Annotated in this window: 17 protein-coding genes; 6 read left to right on the top strand and 11 right to left on the bottom strand. The window is 64.0% G+C overall.

The window, feature by feature from the left end:
* Nucleotides 1-214: 214 nt before the first annotated feature.
* Nucleotides 215-3,922: a vitamin B12-dependent ribonucleotide reductase gene (locus BB934_RS01735; RefSeq protein ID WP_099508095.1), complete on the bottom strand. Its 3,708-nt coding sequence runs from the start codon at nucleotides 3,920-3,922 to the stop codon at nucleotides 215-217.
* A gap of 666 nt (nucleotides 3,923-4,588) precedes the next feature.
* Here BB934_RS01735 and BB934_RS01730 point away from each other — a divergent pair.
* Together BB934_RS01730 and BB934_RS01725 are read left to right on the top strand one after the other, a co-directional pair.
* The gene (locus BB934_RS01730) at nucleotides 4,589-5,002 is read left to right on the top strand and encodes an NADH:ubiquinone oxidoreductase subunit NDUFA12 (protein WP_099512583.1); all 414 of its coding nucleotides are present in this window, start codon (nucleotides 4,589-4,591) and stop codon (nucleotides 5,000-5,002) included.
* A 21-nt stretch (nucleotides 5,003-5,023) separates the two neighbouring features.
* Complete coding sequence (locus tag BB934_RS01725; RefSeq protein ID WP_099508094.1) at nucleotides 5,024-5,245, top strand: hypothetical protein; 222 nt, start codon at nucleotides 5,024-5,026, stop codon at nucleotides 5,243-5,245.
* Between the two features lie 97 nt (nucleotides 5,246-5,342).
* Here the strand turns inward: BB934_RS01725 and BB934_RS01720 are convergent, their stop codons facing one another.
* Nucleotides 5,343-6,335, bottom strand: coding sequence for an IS481 family transposase (locus BB934_RS01720; protein WP_099508093.1), 993 nt, complete (start codon nucleotides 6,333-6,335; stop codon nucleotides 5,343-5,345).
* A 116-nt stretch (nucleotides 6,336-6,451) separates the two neighbouring features.
* On the opposite strand from BB934_RS01720, the gene BB934_RS01715 reads away from it, so the two are divergent.
* Nucleotides 6,452-7,492, top strand: coding sequence for an IS110 family RNA-guided transposase (locus tag BB934_RS01715; RefSeq protein WP_099508092.1), 1,041 nt, complete (start codon nucleotides 6,452-6,454; stop codon nucleotides 7,490-7,492).
* A gap of 651 nt (nucleotides 7,493-8,143) precedes the next feature.
* The gene (locus BB934_RS01710; RefSeq protein WP_099508091.1) at nucleotides 8,144-8,932 is read left to right on the top strand and encodes a bestrophin-like domain; all 789 of its coding nucleotides are present in this window, start codon (nucleotides 8,144-8,146) and stop codon (nucleotides 8,930-8,932) included.
* 67 nt (nucleotides 8,933-8,999) lie between these two features.
* Here the strand turns inward: BB934_RS01710 and BB934_RS01705 are convergent, their stop codons facing one another.
* Nucleotides 9,000-9,800: an aldo/keto reductase gene (locus BB934_RS01705; protein WP_099508090.1), complete on the bottom strand. Its 801-nt coding sequence runs from the start codon at nucleotides 9,798-9,800 to the stop codon at nucleotides 9,000-9,002.
* A gap of 5 nt (nucleotides 9,801-9,805) precedes the next feature.
* Complete coding sequence (locus BB934_RS01700; protein WP_099508089.1) at nucleotides 9,806-10,429, bottom strand: hypothetical protein; 624 nt, start codon at nucleotides 10,427-10,429, stop codon at nucleotides 9,806-9,808.
* Between the two features lie 249 nt (nucleotides 10,430-10,678).
* Between BB934_RS01700 and BB934_RS01695 the strand changes: the two genes are divergently transcribed.
* Complete coding sequence (locus BB934_RS01695) at nucleotides 10,679-11,290, top strand: DUF2155 domain-containing protein (protein ID WP_099512582.1); 612 nt, start codon at nucleotides 10,679-10,681, stop codon at nucleotides 11,288-11,290.
* A 2-nt stretch (nucleotides 11,291-11,292) separates the two neighbouring features.
* Here the strand turns inward: BB934_RS01695 and aat are convergent, their stop codons facing one another.
* The 6 genes from aat to BB934_RS01665 all read right to left on the bottom strand — a co-directional run bounded on the left by aat (nucleotide 11,293) and on the right by BB934_RS01665 (nucleotide 16,127).
* A complete protein-coding gene (gene aat, locus BB934_RS01690) occupies nucleotides 11,293-11,964 on the bottom strand; it encodes a leucyl/phenylalanyl-tRNA--protein transferase (protein ID WP_099508088.1) in 672 nt (223 codons plus the stop codon).
* A 59-nt stretch (nucleotides 11,965-12,023) separates the two neighbouring features.
* Nucleotides 12,024-12,626, bottom strand: a complete 603-nt coding sequence (locus BB934_RS01685; protein ID WP_099508087.1) for a class I SAM-dependent methyltransferase — start codon at nucleotides 12,624-12,626, stop codon at nucleotides 12,024-12,026.
* An 84-nt stretch (nucleotides 12,627-12,710) separates the two neighbouring features.
* Nucleotides 12,711-14,075, bottom strand: coding sequence for an acetyl-CoA carboxylase biotin carboxylase subunit (gene accC / locus BB934_RS01680; RefSeq protein WP_099508086.1), 1,365 nt, complete (start codon nucleotides 14,073-14,075; stop codon nucleotides 12,711-12,713).
* A gap of 8 nt (nucleotides 14,076-14,083) precedes the next feature.
* Entirely contained in the window at nucleotides 14,084-14,545 is a 462-nt protein-coding gene (gene accB, locus BB934_RS01675) for an acetyl-CoA carboxylase biotin carboxyl carrier protein (protein WP_099508085.1), read from the bottom strand.
* 23 nt (nucleotides 14,546-14,568) lie between these two features.
* The gene (aroQ, locus tag BB934_RS01670; protein WP_099508084.1) at nucleotides 14,569-15,036 is read right to left on the bottom strand and encodes a type II 3-dehydroquinate dehydratase; all 468 of its coding nucleotides are present in this window, start codon (nucleotides 15,034-15,036) and stop codon (nucleotides 14,569-14,571) included.
* Nucleotides 15,037-15,347: 311 nt separating this feature from the next.
* Entirely contained in the window at nucleotides 15,348-16,127 is a 780-nt protein-coding gene (locus BB934_RS01665) for a DsbA family protein (RefSeq protein ID WP_099512581.1), read from the bottom strand.
* Between the two features lie 303 nt (nucleotides 16,128-16,430).
* Here BB934_RS01665 and BB934_RS01660 point away from each other — a divergent pair, with 303 nt between their 5' ends.
* Nucleotides 16,431-17,612, top strand: a complete 1,182-nt coding sequence (locus BB934_RS01660; protein ID WP_099508083.1) for a pyridoxal phosphate-dependent aminotransferase — start codon at nucleotides 16,431-16,433, stop codon at nucleotides 17,610-17,612.
* A gap of 274 nt (nucleotides 17,613-17,886) precedes the next feature.
* Here the strand turns inward: BB934_RS01660 and BB934_RS01655 are convergent, their stop codons facing one another.
* Nucleotides 17,887-20,640, bottom strand: coding sequence for an Rne/Rng family ribonuclease (locus tag BB934_RS01655; RefSeq protein ID WP_099508082.1), 2,754 nt, complete (start codon nucleotides 20,638-20,640; stop codon nucleotides 17,887-17,889).
* Nucleotide 20,641: the final 1 nt, after the last annotated feature.

The following is a 20,641-nucleotide window of genomic DNA, read 5'->3' as shown; positions in this document are numbered from 1 at the left end:
TGGTGGTTCATAGCTTGGGGAGGGGGCGGCATCGTAGGCACGAACGCCGCCCAGAAGAATTGTTGAGAGGCTCGGACGGAACCCGGACAGCCTATTGCAAGGGTGTTCCGGCGTTCACCCGCTGCGGGCGAACTATGCGTCGATTTGCGGACGCACTGTCGCTCGCAGCGGACAAACTTTGGGTCACGTCACAACAGACAAACACTCGGAATAATCAAGAGCACCCGGTTGTCCCACCGCACGTATCGCACTTCAAGCACGTCCCGTTTCGCACCAGCGTGAAGTTGGCGCATTCGGGGCAGGATTCGCCGACATAGCCTTTCATCTTGGCCTCGGCGCGCTTGTCGGCCATGGACGGGGCCGGGGCGGCGAAGGCGAGCTTGGACATCTCGGCTTCGCCCACCGTCTCCTCGACGGCTGCGGCGGCCGGGGCGAGCTCGCCCTTGAGCGCGTTCGCGCCGACCGTCAGACCGGGTGAGCGCTGACCAATGCCAGTGGCGCTGCCACCACCGCCGGGGATCAGCATGAGGCGGTCGGAATTGCCGCGCACGAAGCCGCGGGAGACGATGGCCGTGGCAGGCGCCGGCTCCGGCGCCTTCGACTGGGCTTCGCCCGAGCCGATGGTGGTGGGGCCTGCTTCCGACGGATCGACATGGGCGAGGTCGTTGCGGGAGAGATACGAGACCGCGAGCTCGCGGAACACGTAGTCGAGGATCGAGGTCGCGCTCTTGATGCGCTCGTTGCCCTGGACGAAGCCCGCCGGCTCGAAGCGCGTGAAGGTGAAGGCCTCCACGTATTCCTCGAGCGGCACGCCGTATTGCAGGCCGAGCGAGATGGCGATGGCGAAGTTGTTCATCATCGCACGGAAGGCGGCGCCTTCCTTGTGCATGTCGATGAAGATCTCGCCGAGGCGTCCGTCGTCGTATTCGCCGGTGCGCAGGTACACCTTGTGGCCGCCGACGACGGCCTTCTGGGTGTAGCCCTTGCGGCGGTCGGGCATCTTTTCGCGGTCGCGCATGGCGACCACGCGCTCGACGATCTTTTCGACGATCTTCTCCGACACGTGGGCCGCTTTTGCCGCGGCGGGGAGGGCGGCCAGGGTCTCGGCGGCATCCTCCGCATCCTCGTCCTCATCGGCGATGAGGGCGGAGTTCAGCGGCTGCGAGAGCTTGGAGCCGTCGCGGTAGAGGGCGTTCGCCTTGAGCGCCAGCTTCCAGGACAGCATGTAGGCGTTCTTGCAATCCTCGACGGTGGCGTCGTTGGGCATGTTGATGGTCTTGGAGATCGCACCCGAGATGAAGGGCTGCGAGGCCGCCATCATGCGGATGTGGCTCTCGACCGAGAGATAGCGCTTGCCGATCTTGCCGCACGGGTTGGCGCAATCGAACACCGCGTAATGCTCGGTCTTGAGGAAGGGTGCTCCCTCAAGAGTCATCGCTCCGCAGATGTGGATGTTCGCGGCCTCGATGTCGGCCTTCGAGTAGCCGAGGAAGGTGAGCAGGTCGAAGGACGGATCGTTGAGTTTTTCCGCCGGGACTTTGAGCGTGCCGGTCAGAAAATCCTCGCCGAGAGTCCAGCGGTTGAAGACGAACTTGATGTCGAAGGCCGATTTCAGGCCCTTCTCCACCGCGTCGATCTTCTCGTCCGAGAAACCCTTGGAGCGAAGCGAGCCGGGGTTGACGGCGGGAGCCTGCTTCATGGAGCCGTGGCCGACCGCGTAGGCCTCGATCTCGGCGATTTCGGATTCGCGGTAGCCGAGCGCGCGCAGCGCATCGGGCACGGCCCGGTTGATGATCTTGAAGTAGCCGCCGCCGGCGAGCTTCTTGAATTTCACGAGCGCGAAGTCGGGCTCGATGCCGGTGGTGTCGCAATCCATCACGAGGCCGATCGTGCCGGTGGGCGCGATGACGGTGGATTGCGCGTTGCGGTAGCCGTTCTTTTCGCCGAGTTCCAGGGCGCGGTCCCAGACGGACTTGGCATGGACGACGAGATCCTGATCGGGGCAGGAGGCGTGATCGAGCGGCACCGGGTTGACGGCGAGGCCCTCATAGCCATCCGACAGGCCATGCGCCGCGCGGCGATGGTTGCGGATCACGCGCAGCATGTGCTTGGCGTTGGCCTTGTAGTTCGGGAAGGGCCCGAGCTCGCCCGCCATCTCGGCGGAGGTGGCATAGGACACGCCGGTCATGATCGCGGTGAGCGCGCCGCCGAGGGCACGGCCGGCGTCGGAATCGTAGGGCAGGCCCATGGTCATGAGCAGGCCGCCGATGTTCGCGAAGCCGAGGCCCAGCGTGCGGTACTCGTAGGAAAGCTGCGCGATCTCCTTCGATGGGAACTGCGCCATCATCACCGAGATTTCGAGCACCACCGTCCACAGGCGGCAGGCATGCTCGAAGGACTCGGCGTCGAACTTGTGGTTCTGCCGGTCGAAGAACTGCAGCAGGTTGGCCGATGCCAGATTGCACGCCGTGTCGTCCAGGAACATGTATTCCGAGCAGGGGTTCGACGCCCGGATGCGTCCGCCGGCGGGGCTGGTGTGCCAGTCGTTCATGGTGGTGTTGAAGTGCAGGCCCGGATCCGCCGAGGCCCAGGCGGCATGGCCGATCTGCTCCCACAGGTCGCGGGCCTTGAGGGTCTTCACGACCTTGCCGTCCTTGCGGGCGGTGAGGTGCCAATCGGCATCGCTCTCGACGGCCCGGAGGAAGTCGTCGGTGAGCGAGACGGAGTTGTTGGAGTTCTGGCCTGAGACCGTGAGGTAGGCTTCCGAGTCCCAATCCGTGTCGTAAACGGGGAAGTCGATCTCGGTGTAGCCTTGCTTGGCGAACTGGATGACGCGCTTGATGGAATTGTCCGGGATCATGACCCGGCGGGCTTGTCTGATCTCTTTCTTCAGAGCCGGGTTCTTCTCCGGATCGAAGCAGGCATCGCCCTCGGCCTCGCAATTCACGCAGGCCTTCATGATGGCCTTGAGGTGCTTGGCGGCGAGCTTGGAGCCGGTGACGAGCGCCGCGACCTTCTGCTCTTCCTTCACCTTCCAGTCGATATAGCTCTCGATATCCGGGTGATCGACGTCGACCACGACCATCTTCGCCGCGCGGCGCGTGGTGCCGCCCGACTTGATCGCGCCGGCGGCCCGGTCGCCGATCTTGAGGAAGCTCATGAGGCCCGACGAGCGCCCGCCGCCGGAGAGCTTCTCGCCCTCGCCGCGCAGCTTGGAGAAGTTGGAGCCGGTGCCGGAGCCGTACTTGAACAGGCGCGCCTCGCGCACCCACAGGTCCATGATGCCGCCGTCGTTCACCAGGTCGTCCTCGACGCCCTGGATGAAGCAGGCATGCGGCTGCGGGTGTTCGTAGGACGACTTGGACTTGGTCAGCTTGCCGGTCTTGTAATCCACGTAATAGTGGCCCTGGCCGGGGCCGTCGATGCCGTAGGCCCAGTGCAGGCCGGTGTTGAACCATTGCGGCGAGTTCGGCGCGACCATCTGGTTGGCGAGCATGAAGCGCAGCTCGTCATAAAAGGCCTGGGCATCCTCCTCGGAGGAGAAGTAGCCGCCCTTCCAGCCCCAATAGGTCCAGCAGCCGGCCAAGCGGTCGAAGACCTGCTTGGAGGAGATCTCGGAGCCGAGGCGCTGGTCCTCGGGGAGGGATGCGAGCGCCGCCTCGTCGGGCACGGAGCGCCACAGCCAGGAGGGGACGTCGTTTTCCTCGACCTTCTTCAGGCGGGCCGGGACGCCGGCCTTGCGGAAATACTTCTGGGCCAGCACGTCGGAGGCCACCTGGCTCCAGGTCTCCGGCACCTCGATGTTCTCGAGCTTGAAGACGACCGAGCCATCCGGATTGCGGATCTCGCTCGTGGCGAGCCGGAAGGCGAGGGAGGAATAAGGCGATTGTCCGGTTTTGGTATAACGCCGCTCGATCCGCATTGTCACATTCCTAAGTATCGGAGACAAACGTCTCCGTGGCCGCGATTTGCCCCGCAGCTCATCAGCCCAAATTATTGTTCGACGCCCCAACGACCCGTTCTTTCGGATCGCCACACGTAACCGCCGAGTTACGGCCTCCTGCAGACGCCACAGGTCGCGCGGCAATCTCGTTGCCACGGAGCTCTGACGCTTACTCTGGGGAGGTTCCAACCGTCCCTTTCGGGTCGGTTGCCGGTCTCTGATCGGTACCCCGGCAAGCTAGTCGTGTTGCGAGCCTTACGTCAAGAACTAGTGTCGTGGCTCTCTGTTCCAACTATATATAGTGGAAGATTGTTAAGAATGTGGAAAACTGGCTAAGTAACAGAGACTCCTTTGAGAATCCGTTCCGCACTTTGACGGCGCCCGAATTTCGCCGGCTCCGGGTCGCCGCGCGAAGGCCCGATATGTTGTGCCGGCGCATCAATTCACATGCTTCCTGTGGAAGCCTCCCGAGGGGCCGTTTCGGGCCCCAAAATGGCCCGAATGCGGGAAATTCCTCCGCCCGCCTTCCGGAAGGGCCGAATCCGAGAATCAGTTGCGGGCTTTTGGCGACTCGCAAGGCTGGACTTCGCTCCCCCTTGCCGCCATATTCCGCGCAACTTCACGAACCCCTCCGGCGGCGGCAGCATGAAACAGTTTTGGACCCAGTTCTTCACCTGGTGGAACGGACAGACCCTCGGCACGCGCTACTTCACCTGGCGCAAGGGGCAGTTCGTGGGCGAGGACGAGTTCGGCAACAAATACTACCGCTACACCCAACCCATTCCGATCGACTCGAATGTGGGCGCCGAGCGCCGCTGGGTCGTCTACAACGGCTATGCCGACGCCTCGAAGGTGCCGCCCGGCTGGCGCGCCTGGCTGTGCCACAACGGCGACCTCGCTCCCAGCGAAGAGACCTACAAGGCCCATGCCTGGGAAAAGCCCTTCCTGCCCAACCTGACCGGGACGACCCAGGCCTATCGCCCGCAGGGCTCGGTGCTTGCCTCCGGTCAGCGCCCGTCCGCAACCGGCGACTACGTGCCCTGGACGCCGGGAGAGTAGGCTTAAGACCGGCCTTCATCCATGCTGCAGAAACCCCAAGCCCGTGCCTGCATCGAATGCGGACGTCCCTACGGACATCCCGATTTCGGCTACCATTACGGCCGCATCGAGAACGGCCCGTCCTATTGGTCCGACCGGGGCCTCCTGTGCTCCCACGCCTGCTCCATGGCCCATTTCGAGCGGCGCGTGGAGGAGGGGGATCCGATGAGGGAGCCTGCGCCGAACCCGCTCGAGCAGGATTGAGGCCGGGACTCAACAGATCCTCTGGCTGATAAGACTCTCCGTCGCTTATCCCCTCGTCCTTGCGGCGGGGAGTAGGGATTGGGCGCAAAATCGGAACCTAGATGTTTAGTCCCGGCATTTGGTGGAGCGGGTCGAGCCTGAAGCGTTGAGGCTCGCTTGTCCAGATCTTGCAGATGTACTCGTAGGGCGTGAGGCCGCGCAGGGTCTTGAGCCTTCGGGCGAAGTTGTAGGCGGCGAGGAAGTCGCCCAGGTGCCCCTGCAGCTGGTCGTGGGTGTCGTAGTAGTAGCGCCTGACGGTCGCGTCCTTGAGGGTCCGGTTCATGCGCTCAACCTGTCCGTTCGTCCAGGGATGGCGTGGTTTGGTCAGGCGGTGCTCGATGTCGTTCTGCGCACAGGCGAGCTCGAACGAATGGGCCCGGAAGATCTCGCCGTGGGCCATCGCCTCTTTGATCAGAGGGGCAGCCGAACTGGTGTTGCCGGGTGTGGTGAAGTGAGTGCCGTTGTCGGTGAGAACCGTGTGGATCTTGTAAGGCACGGCCGCGATCAGCGCCCGCAGGAAGTCACCCGCCACGCGCCTTGTGGCTTTCTCATGCAGTTGGGCAAAGGCGAATTTAGACGTGCGATCAATGGCCACGAACAGATAAAGCCGGCCTTCTTCCGTGTGCACCTCGGCGATGTCGATGTGGAAGTAGCCGATCGGGTAGCTCTTGAACTTCTTCTTGGCGGGCTTGTCACCGGTCACCTCTGGCAAGCGGCTGATACCATGCCGCTGCAGACAGCGATGCAGGGATGAGCGCGTCAGGTGCGGGATGGTGGGCTGAAGGGCGTAAAGGCAATCGTCCAACGGCAGCAGGGTGTGCTTGCGGAAGGCGACGACGATCGCCTCTTCCTGGACCGAGAGCACCGTGGAATGCGGTGCTCTCGGCCCCGTCGGGCGATCTGCGGTGGTATCCCGCTTCTTCCATTTGGCGACCGTCTTCGGGTTGATGCCATGGCGCTCGGCCAGGGCCCTCAGGCTCGCTTGACTATTTTGTATTGCTCGACGGACTGGATCGAGCGTTGTGGCGCTCCCATGGAGAACCTGGCCCATAGATGGAGTATTCGGCCTGCCATCCCATGGCTTGGGCTAGAAAGGCGCGCGCCGCGGGACGATGATGAAACCTGGTCTGTTGGATCAAGCACAAGCATCAGGAAAGGAAGCCTAGCATGAAGCACTATGCTGGACTGGACGTCTCGGTGAAAGAGACGTCGGTGTGCGTTGTGGATGAAACGGGTAGGATCTGTCGCGAGACAAAGGTGCCGAGCCACCCAGACGATCTCGCGCAAGTCCTCCACGATCCTGCTTGGCGGCTCGAGCGGATCGGCCTTGAGGCTGGCCCTTTGTCGCAATGGCTGTTCAGTGGGCTTGCAGAAGCCGGTCTGCCTATCGTCTGCATCGAGACCCGCCATACGAAGGCATTCCTCAAGGCACAGGTGAACAAGAGTGACCGCAACGACGCACGTGGCATTGCGCAGATGATGCGGGTGAATCTGTTCCGACCGGTTCATGTAAAAACCCTGACCAGCCAAAAGCGGCGCGCCCTCCTGACCGCCCGCAAGTTGCTGCAGGAGAAGGCGATTGCATTTGAGAATGATATTCGCGGCCTGCTGCGCAACTTCGGCCTCAAAGTCGGCATCGTTGGCGCAGCCAAATTCGACATCCGCATTCGCGAACTCCTTGACTGTCTGCCTGACCTGGCAGAGATCATAGAGCCGCTGCTGGCCAGCCGGCGAAAGCTTCGAGAGGAGTTCGAGCGTCTTCATCGAAAGCTGCTGTCGATTGTCCGCGACGACGGTGTTTGTCGACGCCTGATGACCATTCCAGGGGTCGGTCCCGTTGTCGCTTTAGCCTATGCCAGTACTATCGACGTTCCGGCTCGCTTCCGGAACTCCAAAGCCGTGGGTGCCTCCCTGGGGTTAACGCCGGTGCTTCATCAGTCGGGTGAGAGCAACCGGATCGGCCGCGTCTCCCTCTGCGGGGATGGCATGATGCGAACGCTGTTGTACGAAGCCGCTCAAGTCATGCTGACGAATGTTCACGTGAAGTGGTCGTGGTTGAAAGCATGGGCGATGAATATCGCCAAACGGCGTGGTGGGCGAAAAGCCATTGTTGCGCTGGCCCGGCGTCTGGGCGTGATCATGCACCGCATCTGGAGCGATGGCACCGTATTCCGCTGGACGAGGGAAAGCATACCCGCAGCTGTCTAAGATGCCATACCGGAACGGGCAATGAGATAACTCGAATTCCGCCAGAAGGCGGAAGAAAGACGTCCTTCGCAGGACGATGGATCAGGCGAGCTCGTGGATGCGCTTGTATCGGCCGCGCTGCCGCGGCCAGAACGCCCCATAGATTGAGCCACCTCATCCTACGAATCCCATGGTGGGAGGGCAAATGTGCCGATCCCGGAGAGAAGCAAGGCCCTGCGAGAGACGACTGCCTGGAGGTGGGATGGCCGATGCCTTAAAAGCGCTTGACTTGGAGGGGCCGAATAGAGAAGCGCATCCCTCCATTCCGGCGATAAGAATGCACCATCAAACCCTGGGATCAAACAGCTAGAGCAATGGATGTTCAGACGAGTCCATACTCGGCAGCCCTATACCGTTTGAACGGTGTGTGGGGCTGAACATAGTCGCGGTATGAAGATCCGCTTTCACCGCACGCCGCTATAGCTGGTCAGAAACGATTACCGCGACGACGGCTTGATTCGCCCGTTGGCCACCATCAACATGGCTGGCACGAATGCCGGGTTCTTGAGGTTGCATCCCTCGGCGGCGAGCATGACGTGCAACCCATCCGGGTGACGATACCGGGCGCGATGTGCACCCCATCCCCTACTGGTTGTGGAGGCGGCGGAGACCATGGAGTGGCTATACAAGTTGATCGCTGATAGCAGTGATGCGGCCCTTCTCGTTGGGGGAGTGGTCTGCACCGCCGTTCTCGCCCTTGTTCTCGCCCTCATCTCGCGGCGGCTTCTCTTTTCACCCCACGACGAGGCATTCGAGAGCCACAGCAAACTGGCCGATGTGGTCCATGGAAGCCTCCTGGCGTTCTCCGTTTTCGTTCTTGCTCTGGTGCTGACGGAAGTCCGCTCGAATCTCGGGAAGGCTGATGACGCGGAGCTTCGGGAGGCTTCGGTCATCGCGCGGCTTGTTCGAGACCTCCAGACTTTGGGGACCGAGGAGGCGTCAATCGCGAATGAGCGCGTCAAGGATTATGTCAGGTCGGCGGTCTCCGCAGAGTGGGAGATGCTCGCCCAGCATAATCCCTCACTTGCGGAGGAAACAGATCGTGCCTTGGCGTCGCTCGTCGCGCAGGTCAACAAGGTGGCGGCGGACAATCCGGCAGCCGCCAACTCCTTACGAGCTTACCTGGATAAGCTGGAAGATCTGCGCCAGAGCCGTCTCGAGTTGGCCACAAAGAGTGTGCCTCCGGTGTTCTGGTGGGTGATGGCCGTCTTCGTCGTCGGCGCAATGATCATGAACGGGCGCCATAAACTGGACGCCTTCGGAATGACGCTGATTGCCTTCCATATGGGGGCGATCGGGTTGGTTGCCGCTTTGATCCTGGTGATGGATTCACCGTTCAGGGGAGAAACGAGCGTCTCACCGGCTTCGCTGGTGAAGGCTGCGAGGCTGTCTACACCGTAGTGCAACCGCTCAAGTCGAGCCCGCTTGGTCTTGGGCGTCCTTGAGCCCGGCATAGCCTCCGACTCGGTCAGGACCGCCGCTGCTGCGGCGACAAAACCTGCCGCTCGTGAAACGCCCCGACATTCTGCTCAAGATGCGCGACCTTTCCGGTCCCGGTGAGGATCACGGCGTTCGGCAGCGCATTCTCGATGTGGCGGAACGCGGCCGATGCGGCCGCCTCGAAGGGCTGTTCGATAACCAAACCGCCCATGGCGAAGGGGCGATTGACGATGGCCGTGCGGCCGCTCGCCCGCAGGGCGGGCAGCAACGGGGCCATGCCCGCACTCGACAGGTTCAGAGGGAATTGCAGCGCGTCGTACAATCCGCTGTCCAGTGCGCGCTGTCCTGCTTCCACATCGCTGACGCTGGCACCGAAGGCTGTCACGCCGCAGCTTCTCGCATAAACCATCGCGGCGACGACATCGGGATGGGCGACCATATCGCTCGTCGCCTTATGGATCTGCACGACCTCGATGGAGCCGAGAAGCGCCAGGCTCCGGTCGATGCTTCGAATCAGCGCATCGCGACTGTGATCGACATAGCTGGTGCCGCGCTCGAAATCCCAATGCTCCCCCATCTTCGTCATGATGGTGAGAGCCCGCCTGCGCGACGGCTCGAGGTCGGCAAGGAAACGGCCGAGCCGCGCCTCGCTCTCCGCATAGGCCGGCGCCGTATCGAAGATGGTGATGCCGAGCTCCACCGCTCTGGAGAGCAGCTTTTGCGCCTCAGACGCATCGGGGGGCGCGCTTTGGCGAACGCCCCACACACGACCGATGGAGACCAGTCCGAGGCCGAGCCTGAGGCCTGGGCCGGTGAGTTTCAGCTGCATAGGAGTTACCTGCCCGATTTGGGATGGAAATGGGATTGGGGCCGCAGCGTCCCTTCCGAGAACAGCCCGAAGGCCTGGATCACGGAGCCGGTCGGAACATCGATGTTGCGAGCGATTCCCGATCCCTTCAGCACGCCGCCGCGCCCGTCCGGGTCCGGATCGCGGTAGCTGCCGCCGTCGCCGAGGGTGCAGTTCTGACAGCGGATGGGTCCCAGGACCTGGGCACCGCGGCCGATTCGGTTCGGGCGGCTCAGCGATCCGCCGCCAAGAAGGCGCGCATCGTCCCCGATCTCGATGGTCTCGCCGAGGCCCGCCTCGATGGTGAAGCCGCCTTCCTCGCCGATCTCGGCCCGCGCCCCGATTCTCACCGCAGCGCCGGAGGCTACGATCCGGGTGCCGGGGAAAAGCTGCGTCTCGCCGCCGATGACGATGCCGCCGCCCTCGAGCGCCTGGAGGATGACACCAGGCCACAGGATCGCACCCTCCTCGACCCGCACCTCCGGCGAAATCAGTACGGAATCGGGGACCGGCAGCAGGATTCCGCGTTGGGCAAGCGCCGCCGTTTCCGCCCGGGACAGAAAGCCGAGCCGTTGGCGAGCCTCATCGGCCAGCTTTTCGCTTTCGTTCATAGGCGCCCCGTTCCTCTCCGAACACGTTGGCGGCCAGCCTAGAGCATGGGATCCGAAAATGGACTCCCGGTTCGGGATTCATCTGACCCTCATTTTTGGGGGAGCGCTGCGCCGTCGGCCACAGCGTATCCCGTTCCAAGCGCCATCTTTTCCGGCTTGCCCTTTTTCCATCTTGGTTCGCGTGTTATCGCGTTGCCGCAACAGCTTCCACGCCGGCCCCCGGCCGGAAGGATCGACTTGGACGGTATGATGACATTCGGATGGACGCGGGCTGCCCTTGTGCTCGCATCGGTACTCGGCAGCTTCGGCGCGGCTCACGCGGACAGGATCAAGAATCCCACCGCCGTCTTTTCCGGCCTGGACAAGATCACCGGGCGGATCGTCTCGTTCGAGGTCGGGGTCGACGAAACGGTGCAGTTCGGCGCCCTGCAGCTGACGACGCGGGTCTGCTTCACCAAGCCGCCGACGGAAACGCCCAACACCACCTCCTTCATCGAGGTGGACGAGCCCGGCCCCGACGGAAAGGCCAAGCGGGTCTTTTCGGGCTGGCTCTTCGCCGCGAGCCCCGGCCTGCACGGCCTGGAGCACCCGGTCTACGATATCTGGCTCGTCGACTGCAAAGGCGGCACCGAGGTGATCGCCGAGCCCAAGGAGATGCCGGAGGAGCCGCCGCCGATCCAGCAGGACGCCGCCCGCCCGACCGCCCCGGCGACCACCGGGCGGCCCGGAGACATCATGGCGCCCACGGGCACCACCGCGCCGCGCCCGCCGGCTGTCGAGACCGCGCCGCTGCGCCAGCCGGCGCCGCAGCGTCAGCCCCAGCGGGCTCCCGCCGCTCCGATCATCAACACGGATCGCTGAGTTCAGGCGCCGATGGCGGCGAGGGCTTCCTCGCCGCGGACGACGCTGCCCCTGGGCCAGGAATCCCAGTTCGCCCCATGCTCCATCGCATGGCGCAGCATCTGCTTGTAGGTGCGCCGGGGAACCTCGACGGCGCCGAACTGCGCCAGGTGCGAGGTGACGAACTGGGTATCCAGAAGCGAGAAGCCGCCCCGCCGCAGGCGCGCCACGAGATGGACGAGGGCGATCTTCGATGCATCGCGCTCCTTGTGGAACATGCTCTCGCCGAAGAACGCCCCGTTGAGGCGCACGCCGTAGAGCCCGCCCACGAGCCGTTCGTCGCGGTAGACCTCCACCGTGTGGCAGAAGCCGGAATCGAAGAGCTCGCCGTAAAGCTCGCGGATCCGCCGGCTGATCCAGGTCTTCTCCCGGTCGAGGCCCGGCGCGGCGCAGCCGGCGATCACCCCATAGAAGTCCCGGTCGACGTGGATCTCGAAAAGGTCCGAGCGCACCGTGCGGGCCAGGCGCTTGGAGATGTGAAAGGTATCGAGAGGAATGATCCCGCGCTCGCGCGGCTCGACCCAGAACAGGGACGGATCGTCCGCATCCTCAGCCATGGGGAAGATGCCGGCCGCATAGGCCTTCAGCAGAATCTCGGGCGTGATTTCAATCGCGTGGTCGGGAGACCGGGTCATTCACCAACATATCCGATCGTTCGGCTGCTCGTCTAAGATAGGATAACCGCGATGTGAAGTCAGATCGGTTTCAGGTAGATTTTGCCGAGGTCCTGAATCTCGTCATCCGTCATCGCACGTTTCGTTGCAATCCCCCAGAGGTCGTGCCGGTGCGGGCGGCGGAACCCGAAGAACTTGGCAAAGCCGGCCTTCACGCAGGCATCGCCGAGGGATTTCAGCGTGAAGCCGGTATGGTGGGCCATGTAGAGGTTCCCGTCCTTCATAGCCGGCCGGAAGCCATAGAGCATGTCGAGCGGCGAGATGGGGCCGCTGCTGCTTGTGTAGAGCGGCTTCTCGATATCGCCCGCAGCCAGTCTCTCGCCCACCATCTGGAGGTCCGGGCAGGTCAGGATGACGAACCCGTCGCTCCTGAGAACCCGACGCATCGCCTTCAGGGCGACCGGCACTTCATGCGGATAGAGATGCTCGATGTTGTGCGCCGAGTACACCGCATCGAAGCTGCTCGACTTCACGCGGGACAGGTCCGGCAGCTTGTCGACGATGTCGGGTTTGACGCTCTCGTCGATGTCGAGGGACACCTCTTCCCATTCCGGCGCTGCGAAGGCTTTGACGGTCCGGTTCTTGCGCTTCGGGCCGCAGCCGACATGAAGAAAGCGAGGCATGGTCTTTCCATGGCCTCGCCTTCGATTGCGAGGCCCTCTCTTGCACTCGCGCGACAATAGAGGGCCTGATATTTTATAACAAGGCTACGACGCCTGGTCCTCGCCGAGGCCCCCGGTCTTCAGGAAGTTCTCGAGCCAGTGGATGTCGTACTGGCCGTTCTGGATGTCCGGGTTGCGCACCAGGGTGCGGAAGAGCGGCAGCGTGGTGTCGATGCCGTCGACGACGAACTCGTCCAGGGCCCGACGCAGGCGCATGAGGCACTCGTTGCGGGTGCGGCCATGGACGATGAGCTTGCCCACGAGCGAGTCGTAATGCGGCGGGATGCGGTAGCCCTGGTAGGCCGCCGAATCGACGCGTACGCCGAGGCCGCCGGGCGGGTGGAAGTAGCTGATCAGGCCGGGCGAGGGGCGGAAGGTCGAGGGATGCTCGGCATTCACGCGGCACTCGATGGCATGGCCTTCGATCTTGACGTCGCTCTGCTTGAAAGAGAGTGGCGCGCCGGCTGCGATGCGGATCTGCTCGTTGACCAGATCGATGCCGGTGATCATCTCGGTCACCGGATGCTCCACCTGAATACGCGTGTTCATCTCGATGAAGTAGAACTCGCCGTCCTCGTAGAGGAACTCGATCGTGCCGGCGCCGGCATAGTGCAGGTCCTGCATGGCCTTGGCCACGACGCCGCCGATGCGCTCCCGCATCTCGAGGTTGAGAGCCGGCGAGGGCCCTTCCTCCCAGACCTTCTGGTGGCGGCGCTGCAGGGAGCAGTCGCGCTCGCCGAGATGGATCGCGTTGCCCTTGCCGTCGCCGAGCACCTGGATCTCGATGTGGCGCGGCTTCTCGAGATATTTCTCGATATAGACCGCGTCGTCGCCGAAAGCAGCCTTGGCCTCGGTCTTGGCGGTCTGGAGCGCGTGGAGGAGATCGTCCTCGTTGCGCGCCACCTTCATGCCGCGTCCGCCGCCGCCGGCAGCCGCCTTGATGATGACCGGATAGCCGATGTCCCTGGCGACCTTCCTGGCCTCGGCCTCGTCGGAAATGCCGCCCTCGGAGCCGGGCACGCAGGGGATGCCGAGGCGCTTGGCCGTGCGCTTGGCTTCGATCTTGTCGCCCATGATGCGGATATGCTCCGCCTTCGGGCCGATGAAGGCGATGCGGTGATGCTCGAGCACCTCCGCGAAGCGCGCGTTCTCGGACAAGAAGCCGTAGCCGGGATGGATTGCATCCGCGCCAGTGATCTCGCAGGCGGCGATCAGGGCCGGGATGTTGAGATAGCTGTCGCGGGCGGCCGGAGGGCCGATGCACACGCTCTCGTCGGCGAGGCGCACATGCATGGCATCCGCATCGGCGGTGGAATGGACCGCCACGGTGGCGATGCCGAGCTCCTTCGCCGCGCGCAGGATTCGCAGGGCGATCTCGCCTCGGTTGGCAATGAGGATCTTATCGAACATGTCGCGCCTTACTCGATGACGAGGAGGGGTTCGCCGTATTCAACAGGAGTTCCGTCTTCGACATAGATGGCGGTTACCGTGCCGGCGCGGGGCGCCACGATCTCGTTGAAGGTCTTCATGGCCTCGACGAGCAGAACCTTCTCGCCGGCCTGGACCTTGGAGCCGACTTCGACGAAGTCTCTCGCGTCCGGGGAGGGCTTGCGGTAGGCGGTGCCGACCATCGGCGAGAGAACGGCGCCCGGATGAGGCGCGCCCGGCTTCGCAGGCTCGGCCGAAGCCGGAGGCGGGGCGACGACCGGGGCGGGCGCGAGAGCGGCCGGAGCCGCCACGGTGACGGCGGCGGTGATCGTGCGCGCCACGCGGATGCGAAGGTCGCCCTTCTCCACTTCGATCTCGCTGAGACCCGTGTCGGCGATCAGATTCGCCAATTCACGGACGAGATCGGGATCGAAAGGGTTTTCCTTGGCCATGGCTACCTCTATTTCCTGAGGATCTAGTGCTGCGAGGGTTTCGCCTGACGGGCCCGCTCGGCCATCACCCGGTGAACCGCTTCCAGGCCGAGCAGGTAGCTCATGGGCCCGAAACCACAGATCACGCCGACGGAGACGGGCGCTATGAGCGAGCGATGGCGAAAGCCCTCGCGAGCATGAACGTTCGAAAGGTGAATCTCGACCGTCGGAGCGCCGCTGCCGGAGATGGCGTCGCGCAGCGCGATCGAGGTGTGGGTATAGGCTCCGGCGTTGATGACGATGCCGGCTCCCTGGGCTCCCGCTTCCTGGATCCAGTCGACCAGATGTCCTTCATGGTTCGACTGGCGGAAGGTGATCGCTGCCCCCAGGGCCTCGCCCTTGTCGCGCACGAGCTTCTCGATGTCCTGCAGCGTGGTGCTGCCATAGACCTGAGGCTCTCTGCGGCCAAGCTGGTTGAGGTTGGGTCCGTTGAGGACGAAGACAGTGGTCATCGCGAAAGGAGCGTTCCCTGGAGCCCCGTCTCGCGGAGCAGAAACGCCCTCTTAGCCAAAAGGCGGGCAGGGGGGAAGGGGAAAACCAAGGCTTTCCCAAGCTTGGCGGGGTTTCCTCAAGGGCAGAAGGGGTGGTCGAGGCCCGGGGGCATGCTTCACTGTCATTCCGGGGCGACCATAGGTCGAGCCCGGAATCCATAAACACGACGTCTCAGAAAATGCTGCAAAGTGGATATTGCCTACCCTGCAGTGTCAGCGGTTATGGATTCCGGGCTCCGCTGCGCGGCCCCGGAATGCCAGCGGAAGGTGGACTACCCGCAACTCGCCTTGCCGCACTGGCGCACGTTATCCACGAGCTGCTTCAGCGGGTCGAGGCCGACGGCGCCCGGGATGACGGTCTCGCCGACGATGAAGGCAGGGGTTCCCGTCAGGTTCAGCTTGTCGCCGAGCGCCATGTTCTCCTGAAGGGCACCGCGGATCTCGGCGCTCTCCATGTCCTTCTGCAGGCGGGCCATGTCGAGGCCCATGTCCTTGGCGACCGACATGGCGCGGTCGCCGTTGACGCGGCCGCGGCTGTCCATGACCTTCACGTGGTAGTCGAACAGTTTTGGGCCCTGGAGCTGGTTCTTGACAGCGAGTGCGACACGGCTCGCCTCGACGGAGTCGGGCCCCAGGACGGGGAAGTCCTTCAGCACGACGCGCAGCTTGGAGTCGCTCTTCATCAGGGTCTGGACGTCGGCGAGCGCCTTCTTGCAGTAGCCGCAATTGTAATCGAAGAACTCCACCAGGGTGACGTCTCCTGACGGGTTGCCGACCACGTAGGAATGGGAGGCGTTCAGGAGCGACTGCTTCGTTTCCTTCACGGCGCCGGCCTGCGCCACCTGCTGCGCCTCGGCCTGGCGCTTCTCCAGCTCGCCGATCACCTCGGTGAGAACCTCGGGGTTCTTCAGGAGATAATCCTTCACGATCTCGCCGATGGCCTGCTTCTGCTGGTCCGTGAAGGCCGCATTCTGCGCCATCGCGGCGGGAGCGAGGCCCAGCGTGCCGATGAGAGCCACGGCCTGGCCGAGTTTGAGAAGCGAAACGCGCATATCCGGTCCTTTGAGGAATTCTTCAAGACAAGTCCGCGCCATAACCATGGTTCAAGGCAGAGTTGAGACTCGTCCGTACTCTTGCGAGTTAGCGGCTTGAGCGGTGCGCCGTCAAATCACGGGTTCGTATTGCACGCGATGAAACGCCCCGGTGTCATCCCCGGCGATCCGCAGGACCGGGCAGGGGATCCACTTCCGCGCTCACTGCTATGGATTCCCTTCCCCTCCGCTGCGCTCCGGCCGGGAATGACACCGTGAAGAACCGTCTTGAGGCTGCACCTGCAACGGGATACGAGCCTGTTCATGACCAAATCATCCGCCGATCTTCGCTCACCCCTCATTGCGCGCCGTATGGAGCGCGTGTCGTCCTTTCTTGCCATGGACGTGCTGAGCGCGGCCGCGGCCAAGGAGCGGCGGGGCGATACCGTCATCCACATGGAGGTCGGCCAGCCTTCCGCGCCGGCGCCGCGCGCGGCCCGGGAGGCGGCGAAGGCCGCTCTCGATCTCGGCCGCATCGGCTATACCGAGGCGCTCGGCATCTCGGCCCTGCGCGAGCGGATCGCCCGGCACTATCGCGATACCTACGGCGTGAGCATCGCTCCGGAGCGGGTGGTGGTGACCACCGGCTCCTCGGCCGGCTTCGTGCTGGCGTTCCTGAGCCTGTTCGATCACGGGCAGCGGGTGGCGATCACGGCACCGGGCTATCCGGCCTATCGCAACATCCTGGAGGCGCTCGGCATCGAGCCGGTGACGATCCCGCTCACCAAGGCCGACGGCTGGATCATGACGGCCGAGGCCATCGAAAAAGCTCATGCGGAGAAGCCCTTGCACGGCATTCTTGCCATGAGCCCCGCCAACCCATCCGGCACCATGATCGGCCGCAAGGCGCTGGCGGAATTGGGCGAGACCTGCCGCCGCCTGGGGCTCTGGTTCGTTTCGGACGAGATCTATCATGGCCTGACCTACAGCGAGGCGGCCTCGACGGCTTTGGCGTCCGACGACGATGCGGTCGTGATCAACTCGTTCTCGAAATATTACTGCATGACCGGCTGGCGCATCGGCTGGATCGTCGTGCCGGAGCGTCTCGTGCGGCCCATCGAACGGCTGGCGCAAAACCTTTACATCTCGCCGCCCTATCTCTCGCAGGTCGCCGCGCTCGCGGCCTTCGACGCGGCGGAAGAATTCGAGGCGGTGAAGGCGGGATACGCCAGGAACCGCGCCTATCTACTGGAGGAGCTGCCGAAGGTCGGCATCTCGGAGATGCACCCCGTGGACGGGGCCTTCTACATCTACGCCGACATCGCCCGCTTCACGAACGATTCCATCGGCTTCTCGAAGCGCATGCTGGAGGAGGCAGGCATCGCTGCGACGCCGGGGCTCGACTTCGATCCCATCGAAGGTTCGCATTACCTGCGCCTGTCCTTCGCCGGCTCGGAGAGCGATTGCCGCGAGACGGTGGCACGGCTGAAGGGCTGGTTGAGGTAGTCCTCCCAAGTCATCACCGGCCTTTGCCGGTGATCCCCGTTTTATCGATCTCCAATCCAGAGACCTCATCCTGAGGAGGGCGCGGAGCGACCGTCTCGAAGGAGGTTCCAGTTCGCGCTGGATCCTCCTTCGAGACGCCGCTTGCAGCGGCTCCTCAGGATGAGGCTGCGTTTCCTAAGACATAGTTGCCCGCAACACGTGCGGGCATGACGGCGTGGCAGTGGTCGTTAAACGAAAAATGCCCGGCTTGGAGCCGGGCATTTCCTTGTGAACCTTACGATCCGCTCAGGACCGACTTGGCCTTGGACCACCAGCCGGCGCGCTTCGGGCGTTCCGGGTCGGGCGGGGTCAGGACGACGGCGACCGGCTCAGGCTCGGGAACCACGGGAGCGGGCGGCGGAACCGGCGCTTCGGCCACGGGACGCGCGGGAGCGACGATGGGATCTTCCACGGTGACCGTTGGCTGAGACTCCTCGGCCGCGGCCGCGATGCCGGCCTCCTGAGCGGGAGCCGCCTCGTCGGACACCGCCTCGGACTCGGCCTGATCGGGAGCGACGAAGCCTTCCTCCATGGCGAACTCGACCGTCTCGTCACGACCGCGTCCACGACCGCCGCGGCGTCCACGGCGGCGGCGACGTCCACGGGCGTCCTCGTCGGACGACTCGCCGGCCTCGACGGGAGCTGCTTCCTCGCCGGTGGCCTCGACCTCGACATCCTCCTCGTCGGATTCGCCCTCGGTCTCTCCGGCCTCGGCGCCATCCTCGGCCTGGTCGCCGCCCGCGAACGAGTCGCGGTCGCGACCGCGGCGGCGGCGGCGGCGGCGACGACGACGTCCGCCGCCTTCGCCTTCCTCGCCACGCTCTTCGCGAGCCTGAGCTTCCTCAGCGGTTTCCTCTTCGGCCTCGGCCTCGATCTCGACCTCATCCTCCTCGACGGGCTCGTCGACGGGGGCGATGGCATCGATCTGGATGCCGGTGGCGGCCGACTTGTGCTCCAGCTTGAGGGCGGGATCGCCGCGCTCGATGGCATAGGTCGTGGTGCCGTGCATGCTTTCGTCGGCGACGATGGAGATCGAGACGCCGAAGCGGCTCTCCAATTCGCGCAGATGCACGCGCTTCTGGTTCAGGATGTAGAACGCCGCCTCCATCCGCGTGCGGACGACGAGGTTGTAGCTGGCATTCTTGATGAGGGTTTCCTCGATCGAGCGCAGAACCTGCAGCGCCACCGACGGCGTCGAGCGCACGAAGCCGGTGCCGGCGCAGTGCGGGCAGGGGATCGAGGAGGATTCGAGCACGCCGGTACGGATGCGCTGGCGCGACATCTCCAGCAGGCCGAAGGGCGAGATGCGGCCGACCTGGATGCGGGCGCGGTCGTTCTTCAGGCACTCGTTCAGCTTCTTCTCGACGGAGCGGTTGTTCCGCTTCTCCTCCATGTCGATGAAGTCGATGACGATGAGGCCGGCAAGATCGCGCAGGCGCAGCTGGCGGGCGATTTCCTCCGACGCTTCGAGGTTCGTGCGAAGCGCCGTGTCCTCGATGTTGTGCTCGCGGGTCGATCGTCCCGAGTTCACGTCGATGGAGACGAGAGCTTCCGTCGGGTTGATGACGAGATAGCCGCCGGATTTCAGGGTGACCACGTTCGAGAACATGGCATCGAGCTGGGCCTCTATGCCGTATTTCGCGAAGAGCGGCTGCGGCTCCCGGTAGGGCTGGACCAGCTTGGCATGGCTCGGCATGAGCATGCGCATGAAGTCCTTGGCCTCGCGGTAGCCGTCCTCACCGGCGACCATCACGTCGTCGATGTCCTTGTTGTAGAGGTCGCGGATGGCCCGCTTGATGAGGGAGCCTTCCTCGTAGACGAGAGCAGGAGCCGCGGAGCTGAGAGTCAGCTCGCGCACGCTCTCCCAGAGGCGCATCAGGTATTCGTAGTCGCGCTTGATCTCGGGCTTGGTGCGCGAGGCGCCGGCCGTGCGCAGGATGATGCCCATTCCCTCGGGCACCTCCAGCTCCTGGGCGATTTCCTTCAGGCGCTTGCGGTCGGCCGCATTGGTGATCTTGCGCGAGATGCCGCCGCCACGGCCCGTATTGGGCATGAGCACCGAATAGCGCCCGGCGAGCGACAGATAGGTGGTGAGAGCTGCGCCCTTGTTGCCGCGCTCTTCCTTGACGACCTGGACCAGCAGGATCTGGCGGCGCTTGATGACTTCCTGAATCTTGTACTGCTTGCGCGGGGTGCGCCGGCGCTGGGGAAGATCCTCGATCGCGTCGTCGCCGCCGAGCTGCTCGACGATCTCGTGCTCTTCCACGTCGTGATCGTCTTCGTCCTCTTCTTCGCCCTCGTCCTCGTCGGCTTCCGTGTCGCCTTCGGGCGTGCGGTCCTCGGTTGCTTCCACTGCCTCTTCGCCCGGCGCGGTCTCGGCATCCTGTGCAGTCTCGATGTGGGCCGAGGCTTCGACCGCCTCGACGGCAGCCTCTTCGGCGGTCTCGCCGGAAGCTGGGTCCTCGGCCATCACCAGGGCGACGGCTTCCGCCGCGTCCGATGCCGACGTGTCGCGATCTTCGCCGGCGCTCTCGGACGCATAGGAGGTTTCGCTCTCGGGATCCGCTTCCGCATTCTCTTCCGTGCCGGCTTCGGCCTCGGTGGAGACGACGGTCTCGTCGCTCTCCGTCCGGCGCTGCGAGGAACGGCGGCGGCCGCGGCCGCGGCTGCGGCGCTCCTCTTCCTGCTCCTCCTCGCGCTGGGCTTCGGCCTCGGCCTCGAGCAGAGCCTGACGGTCGGCGACCGGGATCTGATAGTAATCGGGATGGATTTCGCTGAAGGCGAGGAACCCGTGGCGGTTTCCGCCGTATTCCACGAAGGCCGCCTGGAGCGACGGTTCGACCCGGGTGACCTTCGCGAGATAGATATTCCCGCGCAGCTGCTTCCGGTTAGCGGATTCGAAGTCGAATTCTTCGACCTTCTGACCACGCACCACCACGACCCGGGTTTCTTCCGGGTGTGAGGCATCGATGAGCATCTTGTTTGCCATG

Source organism: Microvirga ossetica, from assembly GCF_002741015.1.
Taxonomy (GTDB): domain Bacteria; phylum Pseudomonadota; class Alphaproteobacteria; order Rhizobiales; family Beijerinckiaceae; genus Microvirga; species Microvirga ossetica.
This window is presented reverse-complemented; position numbering and strand designations above follow the sequence as displayed.